The 21197-nt window shown below is 43.8% G+C and carries 18 protein-coding genes and 1 pseudogene; 12 read left to right on the top strand and 7 right to left on the bottom strand.

The window, feature by feature from the left end:
* Positions 1–172: 172 nt before the first annotated feature.
* A complete protein-coding gene (locus L1D55_RS01655) occupies positions 173–1543 on the bottom strand; it encodes an L-serine ammonia-lyase (protein WP_239916269.1) in 1371 nt (456 codons plus the stop codon).
* A 307-nt stretch (positions 1544–1850) separates the two neighbouring features.
* On the opposite strand from L1D55_RS01655, the gene L1D55_RS01650 reads away from it, so the two are divergent.
* Positions 1851–2729 (top strand): YdcF family protein, encoded by an 879-nt coding sequence (locus L1D55_RS01650; protein WP_239916267.1) that lies wholly within the window; start codon positions 1851–1853, stop codon positions 2727–2729.
* Positions 2730–2733: 4 nt separating this feature from the next.
* Here L1D55_RS01650 and L1D55_RS01645 read toward each other — a convergent pair whose 3' ends face one another.
* Positions 2734–3411: a hypothetical protein gene (locus tag L1D55_RS01645; RefSeq protein WP_239916265.1), complete on the bottom strand. Its 678-nt coding sequence runs from the start codon at positions 3409–3411 to the stop codon at positions 2734–2736.
* Between the two features lie 195 nt (positions 3412–3606).
* Positions 3607–3870: a DUF333 domain-containing protein gene (locus L1D55_RS01640; protein ID WP_008217178.1), complete on the bottom strand. Its 264-nt coding sequence runs from the start codon at positions 3868–3870 to the stop codon at positions 3607–3609.
* A 367-nt stretch (positions 3871–4237) separates the two neighbouring features.
* Between L1D55_RS01640 and L1D55_RS01635 the strand changes: the two genes are divergently transcribed.
* From L1D55_RS01635 to L1D55_RS01610, 6 genes and pseudogenes are all read left to right on the top strand, one after another.
* Positions 4238–4756 carry an NUDIX hydrolase gene (locus L1D55_RS01635; protein ID WP_004742421.1) on the top strand — a complete coding sequence of 173 codons (519 nt, stop codon included), beginning with the start codon at positions 4238–4240 and terminating at the stop codon, positions 4754–4756.
* 572 nt (positions 4757–5328) lie between these two features.
* Positions 5329–7437 (top strand): LruC domain-containing protein, encoded by a 2109-nt coding sequence (locus tag L1D55_RS01630; protein ID WP_239916263.1) that lies wholly within the window; start codon positions 5329–5331, stop codon positions 7435–7437.
* A 13-nt stretch (positions 7438–7450) separates the two neighbouring features.
* Positions 7451–7971 (top strand): annotated as a pseudogene (locus tag L1D55_RS01625) (hypothetical protein).
* 231 nt (positions 7972–8202) lie between these two features.
* Entirely contained in the window at positions 8203–9966 is a 1764-nt protein-coding gene (locus L1D55_RS01620) for an ABC transporter ATP-binding protein (RefSeq protein ID WP_239916262.1), read from the top strand.
* Positions 9960–11744 carry an ABC transporter ATP-binding protein gene (locus L1D55_RS01615; protein WP_239916261.1) on the top strand — a complete coding sequence of 595 codons (1785 nt, stop codon included), beginning with the start codon at positions 9960–9962 and terminating at the stop codon, positions 11742–11744. Before L1D55_RS01620 ends, L1D55_RS01615 begins: the two co-directional genes overlap by 7 nt.
* A 249-nt stretch (positions 11745–11993) precedes the next feature.
* A complete protein-coding gene (locus L1D55_RS01610; protein ID WP_128163813.1) occupies positions 11994–12908 on the top strand; it encodes a LysR family transcriptional regulator in 915 nt (304 codons plus the stop codon).
* A gap of 43 nt (positions 12909–12951) precedes the next feature.
* Here the strand turns inward: L1D55_RS01610 and L1D55_RS01605 are convergent, their stop codons facing one another.
* Positions 12952–14469 (bottom strand): arylsulfatase, encoded by a 1518-nt coding sequence (locus L1D55_RS01605; RefSeq protein ID WP_239916433.1) that lies wholly within the window; start codon positions 14467–14469, stop codon positions 12952–12954.
* Positions 14470–14788: 319 nt separating this feature from the next.
* Here L1D55_RS01605 and L1D55_RS01600 point away from each other — a divergent pair, with 319 nt between their 5' ends.
* Together L1D55_RS01600 and L1D55_RS01595 are read left to right on the top strand one after the other, a co-directional pair.
* A complete protein-coding gene (locus L1D55_RS01600) occupies positions 14789–15055 on the top strand; it encodes a hypothetical protein (RefSeq protein WP_239916432.1) in 267 nt (88 codons plus the stop codon).
* A gap of 47 nt (positions 15056–15102) precedes the next feature.
* On the top strand, positions 15103–15537 hold the full coding sequence (locus L1D55_RS01595) for a hypothetical protein (protein WP_239916260.1): 435 nt from the start codon (positions 15103–15105) through the stop codon (positions 15535–15537).
* Positions 15538–15620: 83 nt separating this feature from the next.
* Here L1D55_RS01595 and L1D55_RS01590 read toward each other — a convergent pair whose 3' ends face one another.
* Positions 15621–16136: a cytochrome b/b6 domain-containing protein gene (locus L1D55_RS01590; RefSeq protein ID WP_275665224.1), complete on the bottom strand. Its 516-nt coding sequence runs from the start codon at positions 16134–16136 to the stop codon at positions 15621–15623.
* Between the two features lie 276 nt (positions 16137–16412).
* On the opposite strand from L1D55_RS01590, the gene L1D55_RS01585 reads away from it, so the two are divergent.
* Together L1D55_RS01585 and L1D55_RS01580 are read left to right on the top strand one after the other, a co-directional pair.
* Positions 16413–17252 carry a hypothetical protein gene (locus tag L1D55_RS01585; RefSeq protein WP_128163822.1) on the top strand — a complete coding sequence of 280 codons (840 nt, stop codon included), beginning with the start codon at positions 16413–16415 and terminating at the stop codon, positions 17250–17252.
* 143 nt (positions 17253–17395) lie between these two features.
* Positions 17396–18652, top strand: a complete 1257-nt coding sequence (locus L1D55_RS01580) for a peptidoglycan DD-metalloendopeptidase family protein (RefSeq protein ID WP_239916259.1) — start codon at positions 17396–17398, stop codon at positions 18650–18652.
* Between the two features lie 147 nt (positions 18653–18799).
* Here L1D55_RS01580 and L1D55_RS01575 read toward each other — a convergent pair whose 3' ends face one another.
* Both L1D55_RS01575 and L1D55_RS01570 read right to left on the bottom strand, forming a co-directional pair.
* Complete coding sequence (locus L1D55_RS01575; protein WP_004730185.1) at positions 18800–19120, bottom strand: heavy metal-binding domain-containing protein; 321 nt, start codon at positions 19118–19120, stop codon at positions 18800–18802.
* A gap of 24 nt (positions 19121–19144) precedes the next feature.
* Positions 19145–20092: a LysR substrate-binding domain-containing protein gene (locus L1D55_RS01570; RefSeq protein WP_239916258.1), complete on the bottom strand. Its 948-nt coding sequence runs from the start codon at positions 20090–20092 to the stop codon at positions 19145–19147.
* A gap of 91 nt (positions 20093–20183) precedes the next feature.
* On the opposite strand from L1D55_RS01570, the gene L1D55_RS01565 reads away from it, so the two are divergent.
* Entirely contained in the window at positions 20184–21194 is a 1011-nt protein-coding gene (locus tag L1D55_RS01565) for a DMT family transporter (protein ID WP_239916257.1), read from the top strand.
* The last annotated feature ends 3 nt before the right edge of the window (positions 21195–21197 follow it).

The following is a 21197-nucleotide window of genomic DNA, read 5'->3' as shown; positions in this document are numbered from 1 at the left end:
ACTTGCAATTGGCCACTGGGTTCTAGCCAATAAAAAAGCCAGCTCGGCGGCTGGCCTCGTTTTATTATTGAAAGCTAAGTTTACAATAATGCGGTTTGAATGAAGGCTATTTTTCAACAATTCGCTTGAGCGCGTTACAACCGTTGATGCAATTCATTCTAAGGTGTCTCATTTATTCACACGGTGGTGCCATATGGATGACCGCCAAGCCACCTAAAGACGTTTCACGGTACTTCTTATTCATGTCTTTACCTGTTTGGTACATGGTCTCGATAACTTTGTCTAACGAGATAAGACACTTACTTGTACGTTTTAGTGCCATACGTGATGCGTTGATCGCCTTCATTGCGCCCATCGCGTTACGCTCAATACATGGTACTTGAACCAGACCGCCAATTGGGTCACAGGTCATGCCTAGTGAGTGCTCCATTGCGATCTCAGCAGCAATACAGATTTGCTCGTTGCTACCACCACGAAGGGCAGTTAAGCCTGCTGCTGCCATTGAAGAAGATACACCGACTTCGCCTTGACAACCTACCTCGGCGCCCGAAATCGACGCATTAGTTTTATATAGAATACCGATAGCGCCAGATACCGCTAAGAAATCTTTGAGCTGCTTGGTATCAAGCTCTTTGATAAAGCGATGGTAGTACATTAAAACAGCAGGGATAACGCCAGCCGCACCATTCGTTGGTGATGTCACTACTTGGCCACCTGCAGCATTCTCTTCACTCACGGCAAAGGCAAATAGATTAATCCAATCCATGATCTCCATAGGATCGTTCTCAATCGAGGCATTTGCTTCGAGCTTTTTCAAAAGAGCGGGGGCACGACGTGTGACTTCAAGACCACCATCTAGGATGCCTTCAGTATCAAAGCCACGCTGCATGCACAGTGACATCACTTTCCAAATCTGGTCTGCTTTTTGGTCAATGGCTTCCATATCTTGAAAGGATACTTCGTTGCGCAGGATTAAGCCGCCAAGGCTCATTCCGTTTTTGTCAGCCAGTTCAAGGAGTTGATCAGCCGATGAGAAAGGGAACTCAACTTGGGTTTCAGACTCTTGTTTGCCGTTTTGTAGCTCATCTGCAGTTGCAATGAAACCGCCACCAATGGAGTAGTAGGTCTCCATATCCAGAAGTTTACCGTTCGTATCAAACGCAGAGATCGTCATACCGTTTTCATGAAGCGGCAGGTTGGTTTTGTGGAATAGTAAGTCGCTTTCAACATCGAAGTGGATCTCATGATGACCGCTCACCATAAGAGATTTGTCTTCAATCGCTTTACGCATTGCTAGGTTAGCACTGGTTATTTTTATGGTATCTGGGCGGTTGCCAAGCAGACCTAATAGGGTTGCGCGGTCAGTGTGGTGGCCGATACCTGTTAATGATAGTGAGCCGTACAAGTCGATTTGAATACGGGTAACTTGGTCAAGTACAGATTCAATCTTTTGGGTAAAATTAAACCCTGCGATCATTGGTCCATTTGTGTGGGAGCTGGAAGGCCCAACCCCGATTTTATAGATATCAAAAATAGACAGCATAGTAACTTCCTGTGAAGACGGTTCGATGGACGAACTCTGTGTAAAATTTGTATTTTGTTCGTTTCACTTATTTGTGTGAAAGCGTTCTCTGTTTAAAACTAACGTTAACCAACGTAGTCGTGAGAAACCCAAGAGCGTGCTATTTTGCTTTGAAGCTGCACTTTGATTCTCGAGTTACTTGTTATGTCGCTCTGCAATAGTGAGCATTATTGCGAGTAACTTATAAGAATTTCAAAATACTTTTGTTAACAAGTATTGTATACATAATTCACTCCATCTAATCCCCAAAACGAGACTTGAACATAAAATGAGCATTAATAACCTCCTTATTGTGCTGGGTAAACGGCTTAATGAGAATGAATTGACTGAGGAAGGAATCAGTCGAGTTGATGCTTTGGTGAAGTACCTAGCGGAGTCCTTAAGCATAGAGTCTCACTCGTACACAGCGGTCGCTTTTTGTGGTGGGGTCACCAAAGGGCAGAGCATTTCGGAAGCCGATGCGATGCACCGATATTTTCGAGAGCTTGAAAGCCTTCGTGAAGTCCCGTTTACCTTGGGGGCAATTTTACTGGAGCAGCTTTCAACGAGTACTGTAGAAAACATCCAAAACTTAGCGGCTGAGATGATAAAAAGCGGGCTGTTTACGCGCGGGCAAAGTGTAAAGGTAACGTTTGTGTCGAACGACTATCACTTGCAACGCATCTTCGAAATTCAACAACTGATCGACGAGCAAGGGTTACTAAAAGTTCTCGTCGAGAAATGCTTAGCGCTTGGTGTTGAGCTGCAGATAGACCGAAAGTTGGATGCTCATGTTGCAGTGCCATACCCGCACCAAACAGCTCAAGGGCAGCTGTTTTTATTGATGGATGTGCTTACAACGTACCGAGTGTATCTCGAAGGAGTATGTGCAGGAGCGTTTGAACGAGATTTGGAGATGGTGAGGGCGGAGCCAGAAAGGCTTTCCTTGGAAGCCTTGGCTAAAGCAAAAGGCTCAGTAGGAACTTTATCTCAGTTTAGTATCGTGGAAAGTCTGCTTCCGGTATTGGAAGGCTGTATTCGAGGCACTCCAGTAGGTACGGATATAAAAAAAGTCAGGGAGTACCTAGCATTACTAGATACCAACCTAACTTTTCTGAATCGATTGTTAGACCCTGAATCGGATCATGCTCTTCGCTGGTGGCGATAAATCGTTATTTTTTTCTGGTGATGCCAAGAACTGTTTTTAGACTAGCAAACGCAATTAAGCAGTAGGCGAGTAGTTCTGTGCCTTCTTCAGCAATGTTTTTAACCGCACGAACATAGTCATCGCCCATCACATTGTGCCAAAAGCTACCCATACCGAATAGGCGGGAGAATACTAACAGTAGCATTACGCCTGTCACTAACAGGTTCATGTGCGGAGAAGCCAAAATAAGGGCAAGTTGATCGATAGTACGCTTACCATTTTTTACAGCATAAAAAATAGCGCTACCAGCAACTAACGCAGCAGGAACAACCCATGCACCGTGTGCGATCTTATCGAACCAAAAATCCATTTCACGGATGAACAGTACAGCGAAGAAGGTGCTAATGAGAACCGCAGCGTGTTTTACTTCACTTCTCTTTCTCGCTAAGTAAGCAAAAGAGCCTGAAGTTACGATAAGTAGCAGCTGTTGCAACATCTCTGTCACTGAGATCTCACCAACATTTCCGTTCAACAATACAAAATCAATTCTGAGCGCTAAGTTAGCAATAATACCAATAGCGAGAACGACTAAAGCGGTTTGGCAGCGCTTATAGATCACTTGAGAGGTCGATTGAGAAAGGGTGAACTCAGGGAATTCAAAAGACATGTGAGTTTGCTCTTTCGTTTTAGAATGGTTTTTCATTTCAATTCAACCTGTAAATATTTGTAACAGGCCGGCATTCTATCTGCTTGGAATTTGACAATGTCAGAGGAATGTCAGCAATAAAACAGTGTGCAATTGGTGTGTATATACGGTAAACCGCTGCCAATTGGCAGCCAGTTTACGTAATTGGTTGAATTAAAAAGGGGAGGGATTGGTGGGTATCAGAGTGGAGCGCTATTCACTTTTAGCTTCTGATTCTTGCTCATGATTATTTCGGTAGTATTCCCACTGCTCAATACGTTCACCGTCATCAAAAACACAATAAGTGGTGCGTTGATTGTTTTCAGTGACCGTGTCTAATTCGCCATCCTGTTGAACACAATAAACGGCCGCTGGATTAGCAACTGAAACACGTTGGCCTTCGCTATACTCTGCATAGTCGTTTGCACAACCACCTAATACAACGGCAAATACAGCCATCAAACCGATTTTCTTCATGTTTATCTCCTACGCGATAACTCTATAGTTGAATACGTTAAGTTCTACAGAACCCAATTAGAAGCTCTATCAAATGAGTATATTTTAGATTTCAGAAAAGGTTGTTCTAATTTGGTCAAAATATTGAAATAGGTTGATATTTCGCCATGTTTAGCTGCTTTTGGAGGGCTAGATCAAGCTAAGCTAGCCGGGTTATAGAAGGGCGTTAATTTTTGAGTGGAGGCTTTTCAGAGGCTATGTGATGTTTTCTTGCTTATCGGCTATGGGGTACAAAGTTAGAAGGTGTGTTGATGTGAACGGCTATGAACCTCGAATCTATGAATGATTATGATATGATGCCGCCAAATTCAGTTGAGCAGTCAGAGCCATGAGACATCTAAAAACCACCATTCACCCAGATATCGACCACCTAGATAACAAAACAGTTTACAAGCGTAATGCCGCCAGAGCGATTGTCTTAGATGGTGAAGATATTCTGATGCTGTATACCGAGCGTTATCACGATTACACCATTCCTGGTGGCGGCCTAGATGAAGGCGAAGACGTGATTGCGGGCATGGTCCGAGAGCTTGAAGAAGAGACGGGTGCAAAGAACATTCATGGCATTAAGCCGTTTGGTATTTTTGAAGAGTTTCGTCCTTGGTATAAAGATGATGCAGATATCATGCATATGATTTCCTACTGCTATTCGTGCAAGATCGATCGTGAACTTGGTGAGACGGCTTACGAAGATTACGAAGTTAAAAACGGAATGAAGCCCGTGTGGATGAACATCCATGAAGCAATTGCTCATAATGAAAAGACGATGGCTGAAAGCCCTAAAAAGGGTATGAGCATTGAGCGTGAGACGTTTTTGTTGCATTTGATCGCGAAAGAAATGCTTTAACCACACCAAACCTTATACTGCAGTCATTGCACAGAATAATTGTTCAGCTGTGCAATGACAGCAGCTGACAAGGATCTTTGAACTGTTTAATTACCCATGTGTTTGAACAGTTCATTGTTAGTGCTTTCAGTTATCCAACTTTGTTTAAAGCCAATAGCCATTATTTCTCCAGTTTCACGCAGCTTCCTTCTGTTTGAACGACACCTTTATTCGCTTGGAGTTTACTTCTCACCCTCCTTTCAATGACAAGCTGTCAAGTTGACTCATTCCCTCATCAAATTGATTCCCATTTTGAAGAAAGTGTTTGTTTATTCTTGATTTTAATAAGTCTACAGAGAAATAAAGACCTACTTTCAATGCCTTAGGTTTATTTTCTAAGTGTTCAAAAGCTTGGCTCTTCTCTTGCTTATTTCTTTTATGCAGCTCGTTTTGTCGGCACCCAAAATAATAAAAGTAGACATCCTTTGTCTCGTAGCACCAGATTTTAGGGAGACATTTATTTAGTTTTGCCGTTCAGAGTTTACGTACTTTTCAAGGAAATCGCTTAAGCGAAGAAGAAGTCGAGGTTTACTATGAAATACAAGCAAATTATCTACCTCATTGGCGCGATAGTTAGCGTCCCAGTCCACGCAACCATAGTGGATTTGGATTTTTCAAACCATATAGAGTCAACGAACGGAAGTAGTGGTTGGGCTGGACCAACCTACGATGGCGCCTCCATGCACTTTCTCAATGTCGGTACTCATGATGGGAAAACCATTGATGCTAAGGTATCCAGTAGCGTTTTTGGTGATGCAACATTTATGTTCCATGCTCCCAACTATAAGGTAGGCTCAACTCAGCCCTCTGGCGATATTGGTTTCCTCTATCAAACTAACTCTGCCGGTTCTGCAGGTTTGATTTATACCTTTGAATTCTTTGACGGAACAGACGGTCTGTCTGGTACGTTCTCGGTTCCTTACACCATTCCTGAGTTTGAAATGATCGGTTACGATATTGATGGCGAGCCCGTTCAATCAGAGCAAGTCCGAGTATTTAAAAGTGAAGGTTTTTTCAGTTACCAATTGGGTAGTTCAAGCGCTAGCTTGACCGCCGAAGAGAGTGCTGATGGAACTTCTGTTCTATTCACAGGCCCAGGTACTAATTATTCAGAGACTGACACATCAGGTGCGGTTAAATTCATCTATAAAAACACTTCTATTGTTACCTTACAGTTCGAAACCGTCACTTCTAGCGGTAGTATTTTTCCCAATCCAATATTCTCAGCGTTTGATGGTAACTGGGACCTAAGCGGCTTTACTACGCCAATCGAGAGTTCGGACGAGTCTGATTTTGGTGATGCGCCAGATACCTATGGAACGTTACAGGCAAGCAATGGTGCAGAGCATGCTGTCTCTTCAACTCTCTATCTAGGGGCTACCATTGATGCTGATTCTGACGGACAACCGGGTGCCTTATCAAATGGCGATGATTTAGACGTTGACGGCAATGATGATGACGGTATCACGCTATTGACTAACCTAGAAATCGGGTTGGATAGTCTTCTCAACGTTAATGTTGTGGGTAATGGTTACCTACAAGCTTGGGCTGACTGGGATTTGAGCGGGACTTTTGATGATGATGAACAAATATTGAAAAATCACTCGGTTGTTGAAGGGGGCCAAGTGGTTCCTATTCGAGTAGCTGATGATGCAAGCGTGGGGACTGTGCAAACACGTTTCCGTCTAGCAAGCAGCCCTAACATTCCAAGTGATGGTTATGTTGGTGATGGGGAAGTCGAGGATTACGTGTTTAACGTCACCGATCCGGGAACCACTATCCAACACTCTAACTACTACACTGCAGCGTTCGAAGATAACTGGCCTGAAGTGGGTGACTTCGATTTAAATGATGTTGTTGTTTATTACCGAACCACCATTCTAAGTAAAGATGATGCTGTGTTGCGTATGGATATTAGCGGTAGCATTATGGCCTACGGTGCCTCTTACGGTAACGGCTTGGGTTGGAAACTGAGTGGCTTTGATGAGTCGGATGTTGACTTGCAGACTGCCAGAGTGCAGAAAAACGGCGCAACTCGTGTGAATATTTCACCGTTTACTGGCGAAGATAAATCGGTTGCATCACCAGGAGGAGACCTTGTTGTTGCTTCACTGAACTTGAGAAATGACATCCCGATCAACGATGAGTGTATGTTCCACCGTACCAACCCATCTTGTAATCCGTCTCTTGAGTCAGATCAAATGACATTCAGCATCTCACTACCGTTTAACGACGACGATCAACCAACGGTGAGCTCACTGCTACCATTGAGTGGTTTCGACCCGTTCATCTTCGGTCCGGGTGAAGGATATTACCATGGCTCTAGCTTTACCGGCTCTCCGGGTAAAGATCTTGAGATTCACACTGCGGATCTTCCACCAACTTCACGTGGTACGTTAGTCAGCGACTTTTACGGTGTGGCACAAGATGATTCAGATCCAAGTAGTGGAAAATACTACAGAACTACGCAAAACATGCCTTGGGGTATTTTAATTTCATCTCCTTGGAATCACCCATCTGAGTACATTGATATCAGTGAAGCGTTCCCAGATTTTGCTGAATGGGCGACCTCTAGAGGTTCTTCTAAACCGACTTGGTATCTAAACCCTAATTCAGACAAAACTTGGTCTACTGAAGATTAATCAAGGAGGATTTATGAAACTATCAAAACTAATGCTAAGTAGTGTGATTCTTACCTTCCTTGCAGCTTGTGGCGGCGGAGGCGGTGGTGGTGGCTCTACGGCATCAGCTCCAAGTTCTGTCCCACCAGCGGATGATTCTTCATCAAGCAACACGTCATCTGCTGGCAATAACACAGTGACGTCTAGCGTCGCGCCTGCGGCACAAGTGTTGAAATCGGTCGAGCTATCTATACCTGAAGGCTTTGATTTCTCAACTGAGAGGGAAGTGGTAGTGACGGTTGATGTGGCGAGTTCGCAAAGCTCCAGAGGCTTCATGAGCTTATACACAGAGTTTGAAGGTGAAGTAGTCGACTACACATCTCAGGTGCTAAGAATGCCAATCAATGAAGATACTGACTTTTCAACAACGCTATTGTTGCCAAACCATGTTGATAAAGTTTGGGTAGAAGTTTGGTACCCATCAGCATTGGGTAGTGAAGTGAAGTGAAGAGCTCGTTTAATATTGAAAATGATAAAGTTGATGTGCTTCTTTAAGGTCAATACTGGATTGGAGCCTTAGCTTTGAATTATTACTTCTAATACCTTTGCCGCCATATTTGGCGGCAAAGTTTTTTATACAATACGAAAAATGAATAGCGATGACGAATTATTGAATATGGTTGATATTGTCAACTAAGTGCTTTTGATGTATCTTTGCCATATCGTGAAGTGCTTTCTAAGCAAAATCACCAAATAGCTATACGCCTGCCCTCAATAAAGAATGTTATGAATAAAAGACAGTTTATTGCCCATTACTTGCGCATGAATCGCACCTCTTATTTACTTGCGGTTGTGTTCATTTTTCTCGTTAACTGGTTACAAGTAGAAATTCCCCGTTATATCCAACTGGCAATAGACTTAATTGATGACGCCTCCTCAAGTGGTCATCAACAGCTACAGACTTATGTGTGGATTGTGGTTGGTATGTCGGTTGCAATGGTCGTCGTTAGGATTCTGTCTCGCATTTATGCGCTCAATCCTGGGCGAATCACAGAAGCTTCACTCAAAACCACGCTTCTACAAAAGCTCAACCGCTTGCCAAATAGCTTTCACGAGCGCTTTGCTTCTGGTCGTTTAATCTCAATCATCAATAATGACCTAAGCGGTATTCGTTTGATGTTTGGTGTTGGCTTCTTGCAATTCTTTAATGCGTTGCTCGCGCTATCGCTAACGCCACTATACATGTGGCGTATATCGCCAGAACTAACCCTGTATTCGATCATTCCGATTTCAATCGCTTTCGTGATTTTCCGAGTTGGCTTTAAGCGTATGAAAACGCTCCATCTAGAGCATATGAAGCGACTGCAAAACTTGTCTGCACAGCTGATGGGCTATTTGTCTGGGATTGACCTGATTAAAAGTCAGCAGATGTCACCTTGGGTAAGAGCGGAAACTGAGAAACTGAATCAGTTGTTGCTTGAATGCCGCCTTAAAATAACGCGTATCCAAGTCTTCTTTATGCCAGTTCTCGATTACGCCAATGACCTGATGAAAATCATTATTCTAGGTCTAGGTGGTTTTATGTTGATGAGACAGGAACTGACCCTAGGTGAAATCACAGCGTTCCTAACTTACTCAGTCTTGCTTGCCATGCCGCTGATGCAATTAGGACGAATCGCGACGATTTATCAGCGCGGTATGGTCGGTATTCAAAGCGCACAAACTATTCTGAATGCCAAGATTCCAGAGCTTGATGAGCAAAAGCTTTCTGAACTCGATGTGACATATCTTAAAGGAAAAACGTTCTCCGTGCGTAACCTTAGCTTTAGCTACCCGGGTGAGGAGCGTCTGATTCTCGATGACATCAGCTTTGATATTCCGGCAGGTAAGAAAGTCGGTGTGTTAGGCGGAATCGGTGCGGGAAAAACGACGCTGGTGAACTGTTTGAATCACCACTTAGATACTCCACAAGGCTCAGTACTGCTTGGCGAGAGAGATATCACCAGCTTCTCGCGTAGCGATTTGCGTCGTTACGTCAAAACCGTTACCCAAGATCCATATCTGTTCTCAGCTACTGTTGAAGCGAATATTCGTTTTGGTAGCGCCGATACCGAGCTAGCAAAAAGCCAGGTTGATGAAGTGTTAGAGCTAAGTCAACTAGCCAGTGATGTGACGCGCTTTGAGCAGGGTGACCAAACCTTGGTCGGCGAGAAGGGCATTATGCTGTCAGGAGGGCAGAAACAGCGCCTCAGTATTGCTCGTGCTCTATTGCAACCAACGGATCTCATCATTATGGATAACGTCCTGTCTGCCGTTGACTACGAGACAGAGAGAAAAATCTTAGAAGGCCTATTTAAGCGATTGGAAAACCAGTCGGTTCTTGTCGTCTCACATCGTGTTAATGCACTGGAATATATGGATGAAGTTATCGTGTTGAATGAAGGAAAAGTGATTGCTAAGGGCGACCATAAAACCTTGCTGAAAACTTGCGATTACTATTACGAGACATGGTTATTACAGCAAAATGAAACGGAGGCAGCAGCATGTTAAAAGGTGTTGACCTCAAGTATCTCAAGCATTTCTTTAAGTTTGCTAAGAAGTACAAAGGCTCCGCTATCTTGGGCATTGCGATGCTTCCGCTTTCTGTCATTACGAGCTTATTGTTCCCTTGGTTGCTCATCCAAGTGATCGACGTTCAGTTGAGCCGTGGGGATATGGATGGGCTGTTAGAATACGTTTTCTACCTGGTTGCCGTGCTAATCGCCAGTTATGTCGTGGACACCACTTACGCGTATAACCTGCGTAAAACGGGTCAGTACACCATCACTGACATGCGTTCAGTGTTGTTTGCTCGTGTTTTGAAATTACCACGCAGCTATTTTGATAACACTCCAATTGGCGTCACGCTCTCGCGTCTAACCAGTGATTTAGAAACCATCGGCGAGACTTTTGTTCAGTCGGTAGTCGGTTTGGTAAAAGACAGCATTAACACCATTGCGCTGCTGGTCATGATGTTCTTAATTGATTGGAAGCTTACGCTGATCGTATTGATCATCATGCCTCCGGTGATGTATCTGACTGTGCACGTTCGAAATCGACTTCGTGCTCTGTATAAGATAACTCGCTCGTCATTGGCTCAAGGCATTGGTTTCTTGCAAGAAGTGTTGTTTGGCATGAAAACCGTTCAGATGTACCGAGCAGAAGAGCAAGTAGAACAACGTTACCAAGGCTATACTGACGAGTTTCTTAGAGCACAGAAAAAGATCAACAAATACGATGCGATTTTGTTCTCGTTCATTTCTGGCATCACATCCATCACCATTGCGGTAATGATTTGGTATGGCTCTGAGCAAGTGATTGAGGGCGCACTGACTTTAGGTGTGTTAATTGCCTTCATTAATACCTTAGAAAAAGTGTTCGTGCCGATCCGCGACTTTACTTCACAAATTGCTTCTATTCAGAGCTCATTTGCAGCATTCGATCATATCGAAGAGTTGTTTGTTGAACCGACCGAAGAAGAAGGGCGTAATTTACTGCCATCGGAGAAGGTTGCTAAACAGTTGGAGCAGTTTGAAAGCCTTGAGTTTAAGAACGTAAGCTTTCGCTACAAAGACGACGCTCCGTATGTTCTAAAGAATGTCTCGTTTGTCTTGGAAAAAGGACACCAAATTGCACTAGTGGGCTCTACAGGCTCAGGTAAGTCAACGATTCTACGTTTGATTTCTAAAACTTACCAAGACTATGAAGGCAGCATATTACTGAATGGCATTGAGCTTTCTCAAATCTCTAGTGAAGACTCAGCACATCTGTTCTCGATGATGATGCAAGATGTGCATTTATTCGAAGAGACGATAGCTTTCAATATCGCACTGGGTAAAGAGCATCTATCAAGTACCGAGATTGAGCAGGCGGCGCGTTATGTTTATGCCGATAAGTTTATTGAACAGCTGCCTCAAGGCTATGGCTTCCAACTAGATAAGAACGGGGCAAACTTATCGGTAGGGCAGACTCAGCTTATCTCGTTTGCAAGAGCCGTTGCTCAAGGTGGACAACTGATGATGCTAGATGAGGCAACCAGCTCGGTAGATTCGATTACCGAGGACCTTATTCAAAAAGCGATGCAGCGTCTGTTCAAAGAGAAAACCGTGATTGCAATTGCTCACCGTCTGAGCACTGTACGCCACTCAGACACCATACTAGTGCTAGAAAAAGGTGAGATCGTTGAAAAGGGCAATCACCAGCAGCTAGTGGCTCACAATGGCATTTACGCAGGCTTATTGAAAGAGTCGATTGTGCAAACCAATGAGCCAAAGGCAGCTGAAGCTTAAGCGCGACAATAAGCAATTTATTTGTTGTCAGCAGTCCAATAAGCCCCAGTCATCGCACTGGGGCTTATTGTTTTTTAGTCGGGCATAACTTTTGTTTATAGTCGATATAACTCGCCTCACACCAAAGATTGATGTGAGTGATATAGATTCTGTATAGGTAACAAACGATAATATTAGGATACGCTTTCATTCTCAGTAAAGGACTATCGAGATGTGAGGAATGACATCACTCTTTAGTTCGAGTAGAGCATGAAAAATACCGATTTTAGCTTGATTCCCTACTTTGTTGTGATGATGGAAGAGCTTTCTATCTCCAACACCGCCAAGCGCTTTGGCGTCTCTCAACCTGCTGTTAGTAAGGCATTAAGCCGACTAAAAGAGACCTATGACGATCCGTTGTTTGTAAAGACAAAAGACGGTTACAGACCGAGTCGTTTTTGCTACGACATCTACCCGCAAATCAAACAGGCCTATGATGCGTTCGAATCAACGTTTCCTAATAAGCGTAAATTCGACCCGAGCAAAATTGATCGCTCGTTTAATGTCGCTTGTATCAGTGGTGCAATCTACTCAGTGATGAAGCTCGTATCAGATAGGCTTTATACTGAAACGCCCGATGTTGGTATTAATATCGATCCTCTCTATACCGGTGATATTGCTCTCGATTTACGTCAGCATCGATACGATTTGTGTATCGCTCATCTTCCTATCGACGATCCAGCTCTAGAATGTGTACCACTTGCAAGCCAGCGCATGGTGGTGGCGTATGATAAAAATCACCCAAGGTTGGGAGACAAGATTACGCTCAAACAGTATTTGGAAGAGAAACATGTACTTCATAGCATGTGGGATACAGAAGACTCACCATTGACTAAGAGCTGTCGATACGCACAGAAAAGAAAGGTCGCTCGTAAAGCACCAGGTCCTTTTGAAATGCTAGACATAGTTAAGGGGACGGATTTGATCTGTATTACGCAGGAGTCCATTTTGGACAAGTTTGGCTTGTTGGAAGAGTTCCAATTGTCGCCATTACCTTTTGAATCGAATTTCGGGGTGGGGTACTTGGTGTGGCATAAGAGTCGTAACTCGGATATGGCGCATTCTTGGTTTAGAAAAAAGATTATCGATGCCTCACAAAAAAAGCCCCAGTGGGGCTTTAATTAAGCGGTACTAACCAAGTCATTGTTTGCTAAGGTGCGATTTGAGATTAGTTCGCGCCTTGCTGCTGCATTTTCTGCACAAGCTTTTGAAGTTTAAGTGTGTTGTAGTTGATGTTAGCAGTACTGAAGCCTTGTCCTGCTTGCATTGGGTAGTCGTCTAGAGAGCCCATGAACTTCGCTACTTCTTGAGACATCGGAACGAACAGCCACATATTATCGATCATCCAGCGGGTGTACATACCTGACTCTTTCGCTGCTGTTTCAAACGGGTCCATACGTAGGTTGGTGATTGATGCCCAAGCTGGAGCCTGACGCACAGCCGATTGCATGTCACCTTCCATCATCGCAAAGCTTGCTTTCCAATCATTCCAACGTAGTGCGTTCAACTCACCATTAGCAGAGAAGTAAAGAATGGTCTCACGAGGTCCTTTGTCTTCTTTCCCTTCAAAGTAAGGCTTAAAGTTTGAGCCATCTAAATGAACACGCCACTCTTTGTCGTTCAGTGTTACGCCTTCTTTTAGTTCTTCGATGATGTTGTCGTTACCCGCAGCAGCTGCCAGTGTCGGTAGCCAGTCTTCTTGAGACATAAGAGCATTGATTGCAGAACCCGGCTCGATAACACCTGGCCACTTCACGATTTGCGGTACACGCATACCACCTTCATAAGTTGTGCCTTTCTCACCGTGGAATGGAGAGGTACCACCGTCTGGCCAAGTAAACTTCTCTGCACCATTATCGGTAGACAGAATTACGATTGTGTTGTCCGCTACGTCTAAACGTTCTAGCGTATCAAGTAATGCTCCGACATTGTCATCTAGCTGGCGCATACCATCTGCATAGATACCTTGGCCTGTAATGCCATCGTAATGTTCGTTGAGGCGAGTCCACACGTGCATACGAGTTGAGTTGTACCAAACGAAGAACGGCTTATCCGCTTTTACGGCTTTCTCCATGAAAGTAATCGTCGCTTCAGTAAAGTCTTCATCGATGGTTTCCATACGAGCACGAGTCAGTGGACCTGCGTCCTCAATCTTGCCATCAGCTGTCGCTTTTATAACACCGCGAGGGCCGTACTGTTTTCTAAACTCAGGGTCTTTAGGGTAGAAGTACGTTTCAGGTTCTTCTTCAGCATTTAAGTGGTATAGGTTACCGAAGAACTCATCAAAACCATGGTTTGTTGGAAGGTGTTTGTCTTGATCGCCTAAGTGGTTTTTACCAAATTGTGCCGTTGCGTAGCCTTCTTGTTTTAGTGCATCGCCGATAGTGGGAGCCCAATCTGGAATACCGTGGTCAGAGCCCGGCATACCAATGGTTAGAAGACCCGTACGGAAAGGGTGTTGACCCGTAATGAAAGCAGCACGGCCGGCAGTACAAGACTGTTGAGCGTACATGTCTGTGAAAATAGCGCCATCGTGGGCAATGCGATCGATGTTTGGTGTTTCATATCCCATCATGCCGCGGTTGTATGCGCTGGTGTTGTAGTAGCCTAAATCATCAGCCCAGATTGCAAGAATGTTTGGCTGTTCTGCCGCCGCTACACTCTGAGCCAAGCTCAAGGCGCCCATTGCAAGCACGGATTTGGTAAAAGTAGTCAAGGTACAGTCCTCTTGTCGTTCTAGATTACGTTGCAGAAGAAAGTATCAAAACCGGATTAACCTTGAGGACTACAGGGTATAAATTCTAGTTAACTACCTGAGTAACGTGAGGGGTGTAGGGCGTTACTTGCGATTTTCGGTAAATGAGTAGCTGAAAATATACATATTTTACGATCATTAATATGTTATCATCTCCCTACTACTTAAGGGGTGTCTTAAGGCATCGGGATGTATGCGAGCAAACTTACGTGCTTGTGTCAGTCACTTTCTGGCGAATATGGAATCGAAAATGTTGTTGGAAGAAGTTGTAGAAATCATTGAATTAACCGACTCAGACCATTTATCTCACGCAATGGACCTGTTTAACGAACATGGCTTTGTTTCTGCAGAGCATTTACCTTTTATGTCGGTGGTTTTTGAAACCGCACCTGAACATCTTGCGAAGAAACTGTCGCAAATTGGCTTCAAAGGTTTAGTGCAAGTAGAGAAAAGTGAAGACGCAACTGGCTTTATCATCGTTGACGCTGAACGAGCTCAGCTTAGCAAAAGCGCGTAATCAGAAACGCTCAATAATATCCGTTATGACAATTTGAGGTTAACACAGTGACAACAGCTACCGTTTCAGCAACAGAGCAACAGATCTCCAATGAACATGCACTTTTAGGTGCATCATTACTAGCGTCCCAAAAAGTAGAGTTGGCGCTGTTTAATGTGATCTCTAAATTAGCGAAAACCTTGTCAAAAGATGCTCAGAAAGAGCTTGGTTTAGACCTAGATACTTTTTTGAGAGAGAAGGCGAGTCACCAAGAAACAACACTCAGCTTGTATGAACAGACGTTCGGTGAGCAACTACCGCTGAAAAAAAACGAACTTAACGATTTCATTTATCATAGAAACGTCGTGACTCGCAGTTTTTGGCGAGTGACTGGTGCTGATGTTAAGGGGGGCGAGAAGCTAGCTAACCCAGAACTTTACCTAAAAGAGTTTCTTGCTAAATGTGAATACTGGCAAGTGATGCTGGATAACCAATCCAAGTAATCACGCCGAAAAAGAAAGCCATAGCAGAAGTGCTATGGCTTTTTTGTTAGCCGCGATTTAAGTCCAAAGTCTCACAGTATTATTTAAATCATCATTTTTAATACATAGTTCTTAGAGACAAAGTGGTGTTTAAGTGCTGCACTAATATGTAAAACAATCAAACAAGCTAGGGCAATACAACTGGCACGATGTAAATAAAAGAAGAAGCTGTTGATTGCTGGGTTGGTAATTAGGTTTTCGACAGTGGTTAACCAGAATAATGAGTAAGGTTGTTCCAGCATCAAATAGCCTGTACTGAATACCATAAACATGGCGAGGTACATTAAAGAGTGAGCAAGCTTAGCCACACACTTTTGCCCCTCTGGTATTGATGTTGGCATGCTTGGAGAAGAGCGAAAATGACTCCAGATATAACGAACCACGAGCAATGGTGTCGCAACGGTCGCCAATGACATGTTAAGCACTGATAAGAATGAAAACAGCTCTGGATGACTGGTAACATAGTGCATCACATAACCTGCGATTGTGGCATAAATGATTACTGAAGCCATTACCCAGTGCAGTACACGGCTTACTAAATCGTATCTTGGATTATTCAAATTAACCTCGCTCTGATCGTTATTAATATAAGTTTCATCTCGATGCAATAAATCAAATGACTCTATATTCGCATCGCGAATTAATTATATAGAACAGTATTACTTGGTATTTTTATAATTTAGAAATTAATGATGTTGCTTCAGGTGTTTTATAATTATCAATGATGTTTTAGAGTGTTAATTCCAATATGGATAAGGCAAACTTGCCCACTTCCTAGCTTGTATGCCTATAACGAGATACAGTTAGGTTAAAGCTAAATATATAAGGATTGTATAATGCTTCGAATCTTATTGATTGCAGTTATCTCAGTGTTCAGCACGATGAGTTTTGCAAGCGAAGAAGTTAAGTACTCGGACCAAGAGTATTTAGATAGACCCCTGATGGAACGTTATATCTTGGATGAGTTGAAGCAACTGAGAATCGAGCAGCAAGATCTTGAAAGGCGCTTAACGATTCAGATGACGGATCGCGAGCTGGCTGTGGCGGATAAGTCACTCAATTATGCCAATGTCACCGTTACCTATTTCTTCTACATCATTGCAGGTGTAGCGTCTTTAATCGCCTTAGTCGGTTGGCAGTCGCTCAAAGAGCTAAAACACACCACCAAAGAGATGGCAGATCAACGACTCAACACTATCGCTCAAGAGTATGAGAAAAAATTCAACGTACTTGAGAGAGACTTGAAGCGTAAGACAAGAATCATTTCAGAGAACAACCGAGAAATCGAAATCATCAATGAGATCCACAATCTATGGTTGAGGGCGCAGAATGCTCAAACCGCGGAACAGAAAATTGAAATCTATGATGAGATTTTGAAGGTTCGTCCTGGGGACTTGGAAGCATTGACATACAAAGCAGACGCAGCGATGGAGATTCAGGAATACCATTGGGCGATGAGCTTATGTAATCGTGTGTTAGAGGTGGATGACCAGAATGCTCATGCTTTATATCAACGGGCATGTGCTTACGCTAGGTTGGGAGCAGAAGGGCAAGCGATTGATGATTTAGAACGTTCCGTCGAAGCCAGTGGATCAATGCGAGAGTTGTTGGCTGAAGAACCGGACTTCGAAATGCTTCGAGGTTTAGAACGTTTTGAGGCGCTTCGCGAAGAATAAGGGTTTGATTGTATGGTGGGGTCGCGTCCCACTATACTTTTATGATTTATACGGAACGGTTTCTTACATTTCATTAGTGCTTTTGCATGATTTGTTATGTTATAACACTTTCTAAGTTCCTTGTTTTAACCGTTAAGTATTTTATGAAGTACCTCCGTATTAGCCTGATTATTATTGCAATCAGTGCATTTTCACTCGCTACTTTCCTTTCCTTTCATTCCGAACCAGAAAAAGAAATTTCAATAAAAATAACGCCTTATCAAGAACTACACACGGACGGTGAAGCACAGGCGCAGGTACAAAATCAGGCTAGCTCATTAGTCAAAATTCACTACTTTGTGAAGGTAGGGGATACCCTCAGCAACATCTTTTCGTCTTGGAATCTGCCTTATGACACCGTTCATAAGATCATGGAAGCGGATCTTGAGTCTTTGAAACTCGATACAATTAAGCCAGGTGATCATTTAGAACTGCTTTTGGATGGTGACTCTAAACAGCTTGTGGAGTTGATTTATCACGAGAGTCTGGTTGAGCAAGCGACCTTTACTCGAAACGAGGATGGTAGTTTCACCTATAAATTCCACGAGATCCCAGGTGAATGGAAAGAAAAACTCTATGCTGGTAGTGTCCAAGGGAGTTTTTCAACATCGGCATACCAAGCAGGCCTGACGACAGTGCAGATAGCCAATATCACGCGTACGTTGAAAGATAAAGTTAACTTCGCTCGTGAGCTGAGAGCGGGTGACCGCTTCAATGTATTGGTTAAAGAGCAATACACAGATGATCACCTAACAGGCAAAACAGAAGTTCAAGGCATCTCGATTCAGTTACGAAACCGCGAAGTGGCAGCTTTTCTCGCGCCAGATGGTCTTTTCTATGACAGAGAGGGCAATAGTCTAGAGCAAGCCTTTGATAGATACCCTGTCGACAGAAAATTCCGACGAATTACCTCATCGTTTAATCCGACACGAAGACATCCAGTAACAGGGCGAATCTCACCACACAATGGGACCGATTTTGCGACGCCAGTGGGCTCACCGGTTTACTCAACAGGTGATGGCCGTGTTGTTGCGCTTCGTGACCACCCGTATGCCGGCAAGTACTTGGTGATCGAACACAACAGTGTATACACGACGCGTTATCTTCACTTGAGCCGATTCTTAGTTAAGAAAGGGCAACAAATTAAGCGAGGCCAGAAAATTGCGCTATCGGGTGCGACTGGCCGTATTACTGGCCCTCACTTGCACTTTGAGGTGTTGGTTCGTGGTCGAGCTGTTGATGCGATGAAGGCTAACCTACCGATGGCGAGCTCGATTATGCCTAAAGACAGAAAAGAGTTTTTGGCTCGAATTGCCTCTTTTGATGCCATGCTTTCTAAGTCAGTAGAACGCGCGAGCTAGAGGTATTTAAACCGAACTTGGCAACGCATAAAAAAGCGCCCCTTAGCGAGCAATTTAGCTAAGGGGCTTTTTTATAGAGAATCACATTATTGGTTTCCGGGCTGTGAGGTTTGGTGGTTGCCGGGCTCAGAATCAACCTGTAACTAGTTAAGCAACAACTACCGCTGTGCCGCTGGCAGACACCATTAGCATGCCGTTACCCGTGCCAAGCACTTCGTAATCGATGTCGACACCCACGACGGCGTTTGCTCCGGCTTCAATGGCTTTCTGCTCTAACTCTTTGAATGCATAGTTGCGTGCTTTCTCGAGCTCTTTTTCGTAGGTGCCAGAACGTCCACCAACAAAATCACGAATGCCAGAAAACATATCCTTGAATACGTTCACCCCTAAGATAGCCTCTCCGGCAATAACCCCTTTGTAGTCGACAATGCGTTTACCTTCGACAGATTGTGTGGTGGTAATGATCATAATGGCCTCTTGTAAGTAACGGTTCTATTGGATGTTGTCGTTATTCTCTTCTAGTGTTCTATCGTTAAGTGTCATGTCTGAATTGGCAAATTCATGTCTTAACCATGTTCTCAGTTGTAGCACACTTTCTTGTTTTAACTTGTTTTTTGGGCAAACAAAATAGAAATCTTGGTGTGGGTTAGCGACGGGCTCGCCAAGCTCTACCAGCATACCGTGGCTGATGTCATCTTTTACAAACAAGCGATGGGTGACTAATACGCCAAGTGAGCGAATTGCGGCTTGTACTGCTTGAATCGATACATCAAACGTTAGATTGCTGTGGAAATTGGGCATAGGGACTTGATAATGGTCGCACCAGACTTGCCAGTCGTGTTTGCGCCTTGGGTTAAAAACACCAATGGTAGGGTTCTGTTTGACAAGCTCTATGACGCTTAACTCTTTATTGTTCGCAAGTAGCGTAGGGCTACATACCAGCACCAGGTCATCATCGCCTAGTTTTTCGCTGTAGTACCGCTCCCACTCATTAGGTTTGCCATGCACAAGAGCAATATCAACCCCTTCTTGTTCAATATCGAAAGGGCCCGTTAGTGTTGAAATACGAATATCAAGTGACGGAGCGAAAGCTTGAAAGTCGGGGACGCGGGGGATCCACCAATGCATGGCGAGTGAATTCACCATATTGAGGGTGATGCGATGGTCATTGGACGTCCTTGCTAGCTCTTCAGTCGCCTCTATCACCTGTTCCAATGCAGGAGCGACCTTTCGGTAATAACGTTTACCTGCGGCATTAAGGACAACGCGGCGACCTACTCGCTGAAACAGCGGCCTATTGACCTGTTGTTCTAAAGACTTAATGGCTTGGCTTACTGCAGAGTGGCTGACATACAACACACGAGCGGCATCGGTCATGCTGCCAGTTTCTGCAACAGCAATGAAAGCGTAAACGGATTTAAGCGGAACGAGCTTTTTCATTGGTAAGTTTTCCTTACAGTTATGGTTAATATTACTCGCTATTTTTAATTACGTCACGCTTCTAAAATAGACAGCATAGGAGGTGATAATTATGTCTGATATTACCAAGGCGACGACTTTCATGTTGTTGTCTACATTCAGTTTGTCTTTAAGCGGTTTAGTGGCGAAGTATCTATCGGAAGCGATGCCTATTTCATTACTAAGCTTTGTGCGCTTTTTCTTACCTAGCTTGCTCTTATTCTTTTTTCTTATCTTTTCTAAAATCAGCAGGCCGACAGGAAATATGTGGAAGCCATTGGTTATGCGCGCGATATTCATGGTGGCATGTCAGTGGTGTTTTCTTACGTCGTTACAAACTTTAACGCTGGTGGAAGGTGTGGTGCTATTCAGTACTGGGCCACTATTCATTCCTTTGTTAGAAAAGTTAATGTTTGGAACCAAGATTCATACAACAACCATATTTTGTTTAGCGATAACCTTTGTCGGTGTTGTGATGATGGCAGGGGATTGGTCGCAGTTTAAATTTGGCTCTGAGTTATTGAGGTCTGAATTGCTGCTCGGTTTGTTGGCTGGAGTATTCAACTCAGCGTCACAAGTGAGTTTGTATCGCGCTTCTAAAACCAGTCTCACGCCGGCAGATCTTAACGCTTGGACATTCTTGGTTGCGGCAATACTCGTTATCCCAATGTTGGTATTCACCTCAAAACAAGGCGCTTCTGGAGTGCAAGCAGACTCGAGCATTCTTAGTGCTTTAAAGACTATTGACCAAATCGGCTGGGTTGGAATAGGTGCATTTGGATTGGCGCTATGTACTGTCAATACACAGATCTTCCGTTCAAAGGCTTACAAGCTTGCAGAAAGTGGTTCTCAACTGGCTCCGTTAATTTTCACCAACATGTTGTTTAGTGCACTGTGGCAAGGTGTATTTTTTGATGATGTATTTTCTACTCAGCAGTTAGTCGGTATTAACCTGATTGTCGCTGCGAGCATCACAAACACCTTGTTAGCGAAAAAGCACAGTAAAGTTGGGCAAGCAGCGAAGCCGACGAGCAGCTCCAAAGAAAGCTCGATGTTGGGTTTACAGCCAATAGTTAAGCGCTAACCG

The sequence above is a fragment of the Vibrio sp. Isolate22 genome, assembly GCF_022398115.1.
Classification (GTDB): domain Bacteria; phylum Pseudomonadota; class Gammaproteobacteria; order Enterobacterales; family Vibrionaceae; genus Vibrio.
The sequence above is the reverse complement of the archived record's forward strand: the minus strand, read 5'-3'. Positions and strand labels throughout refer to the sequence as shown.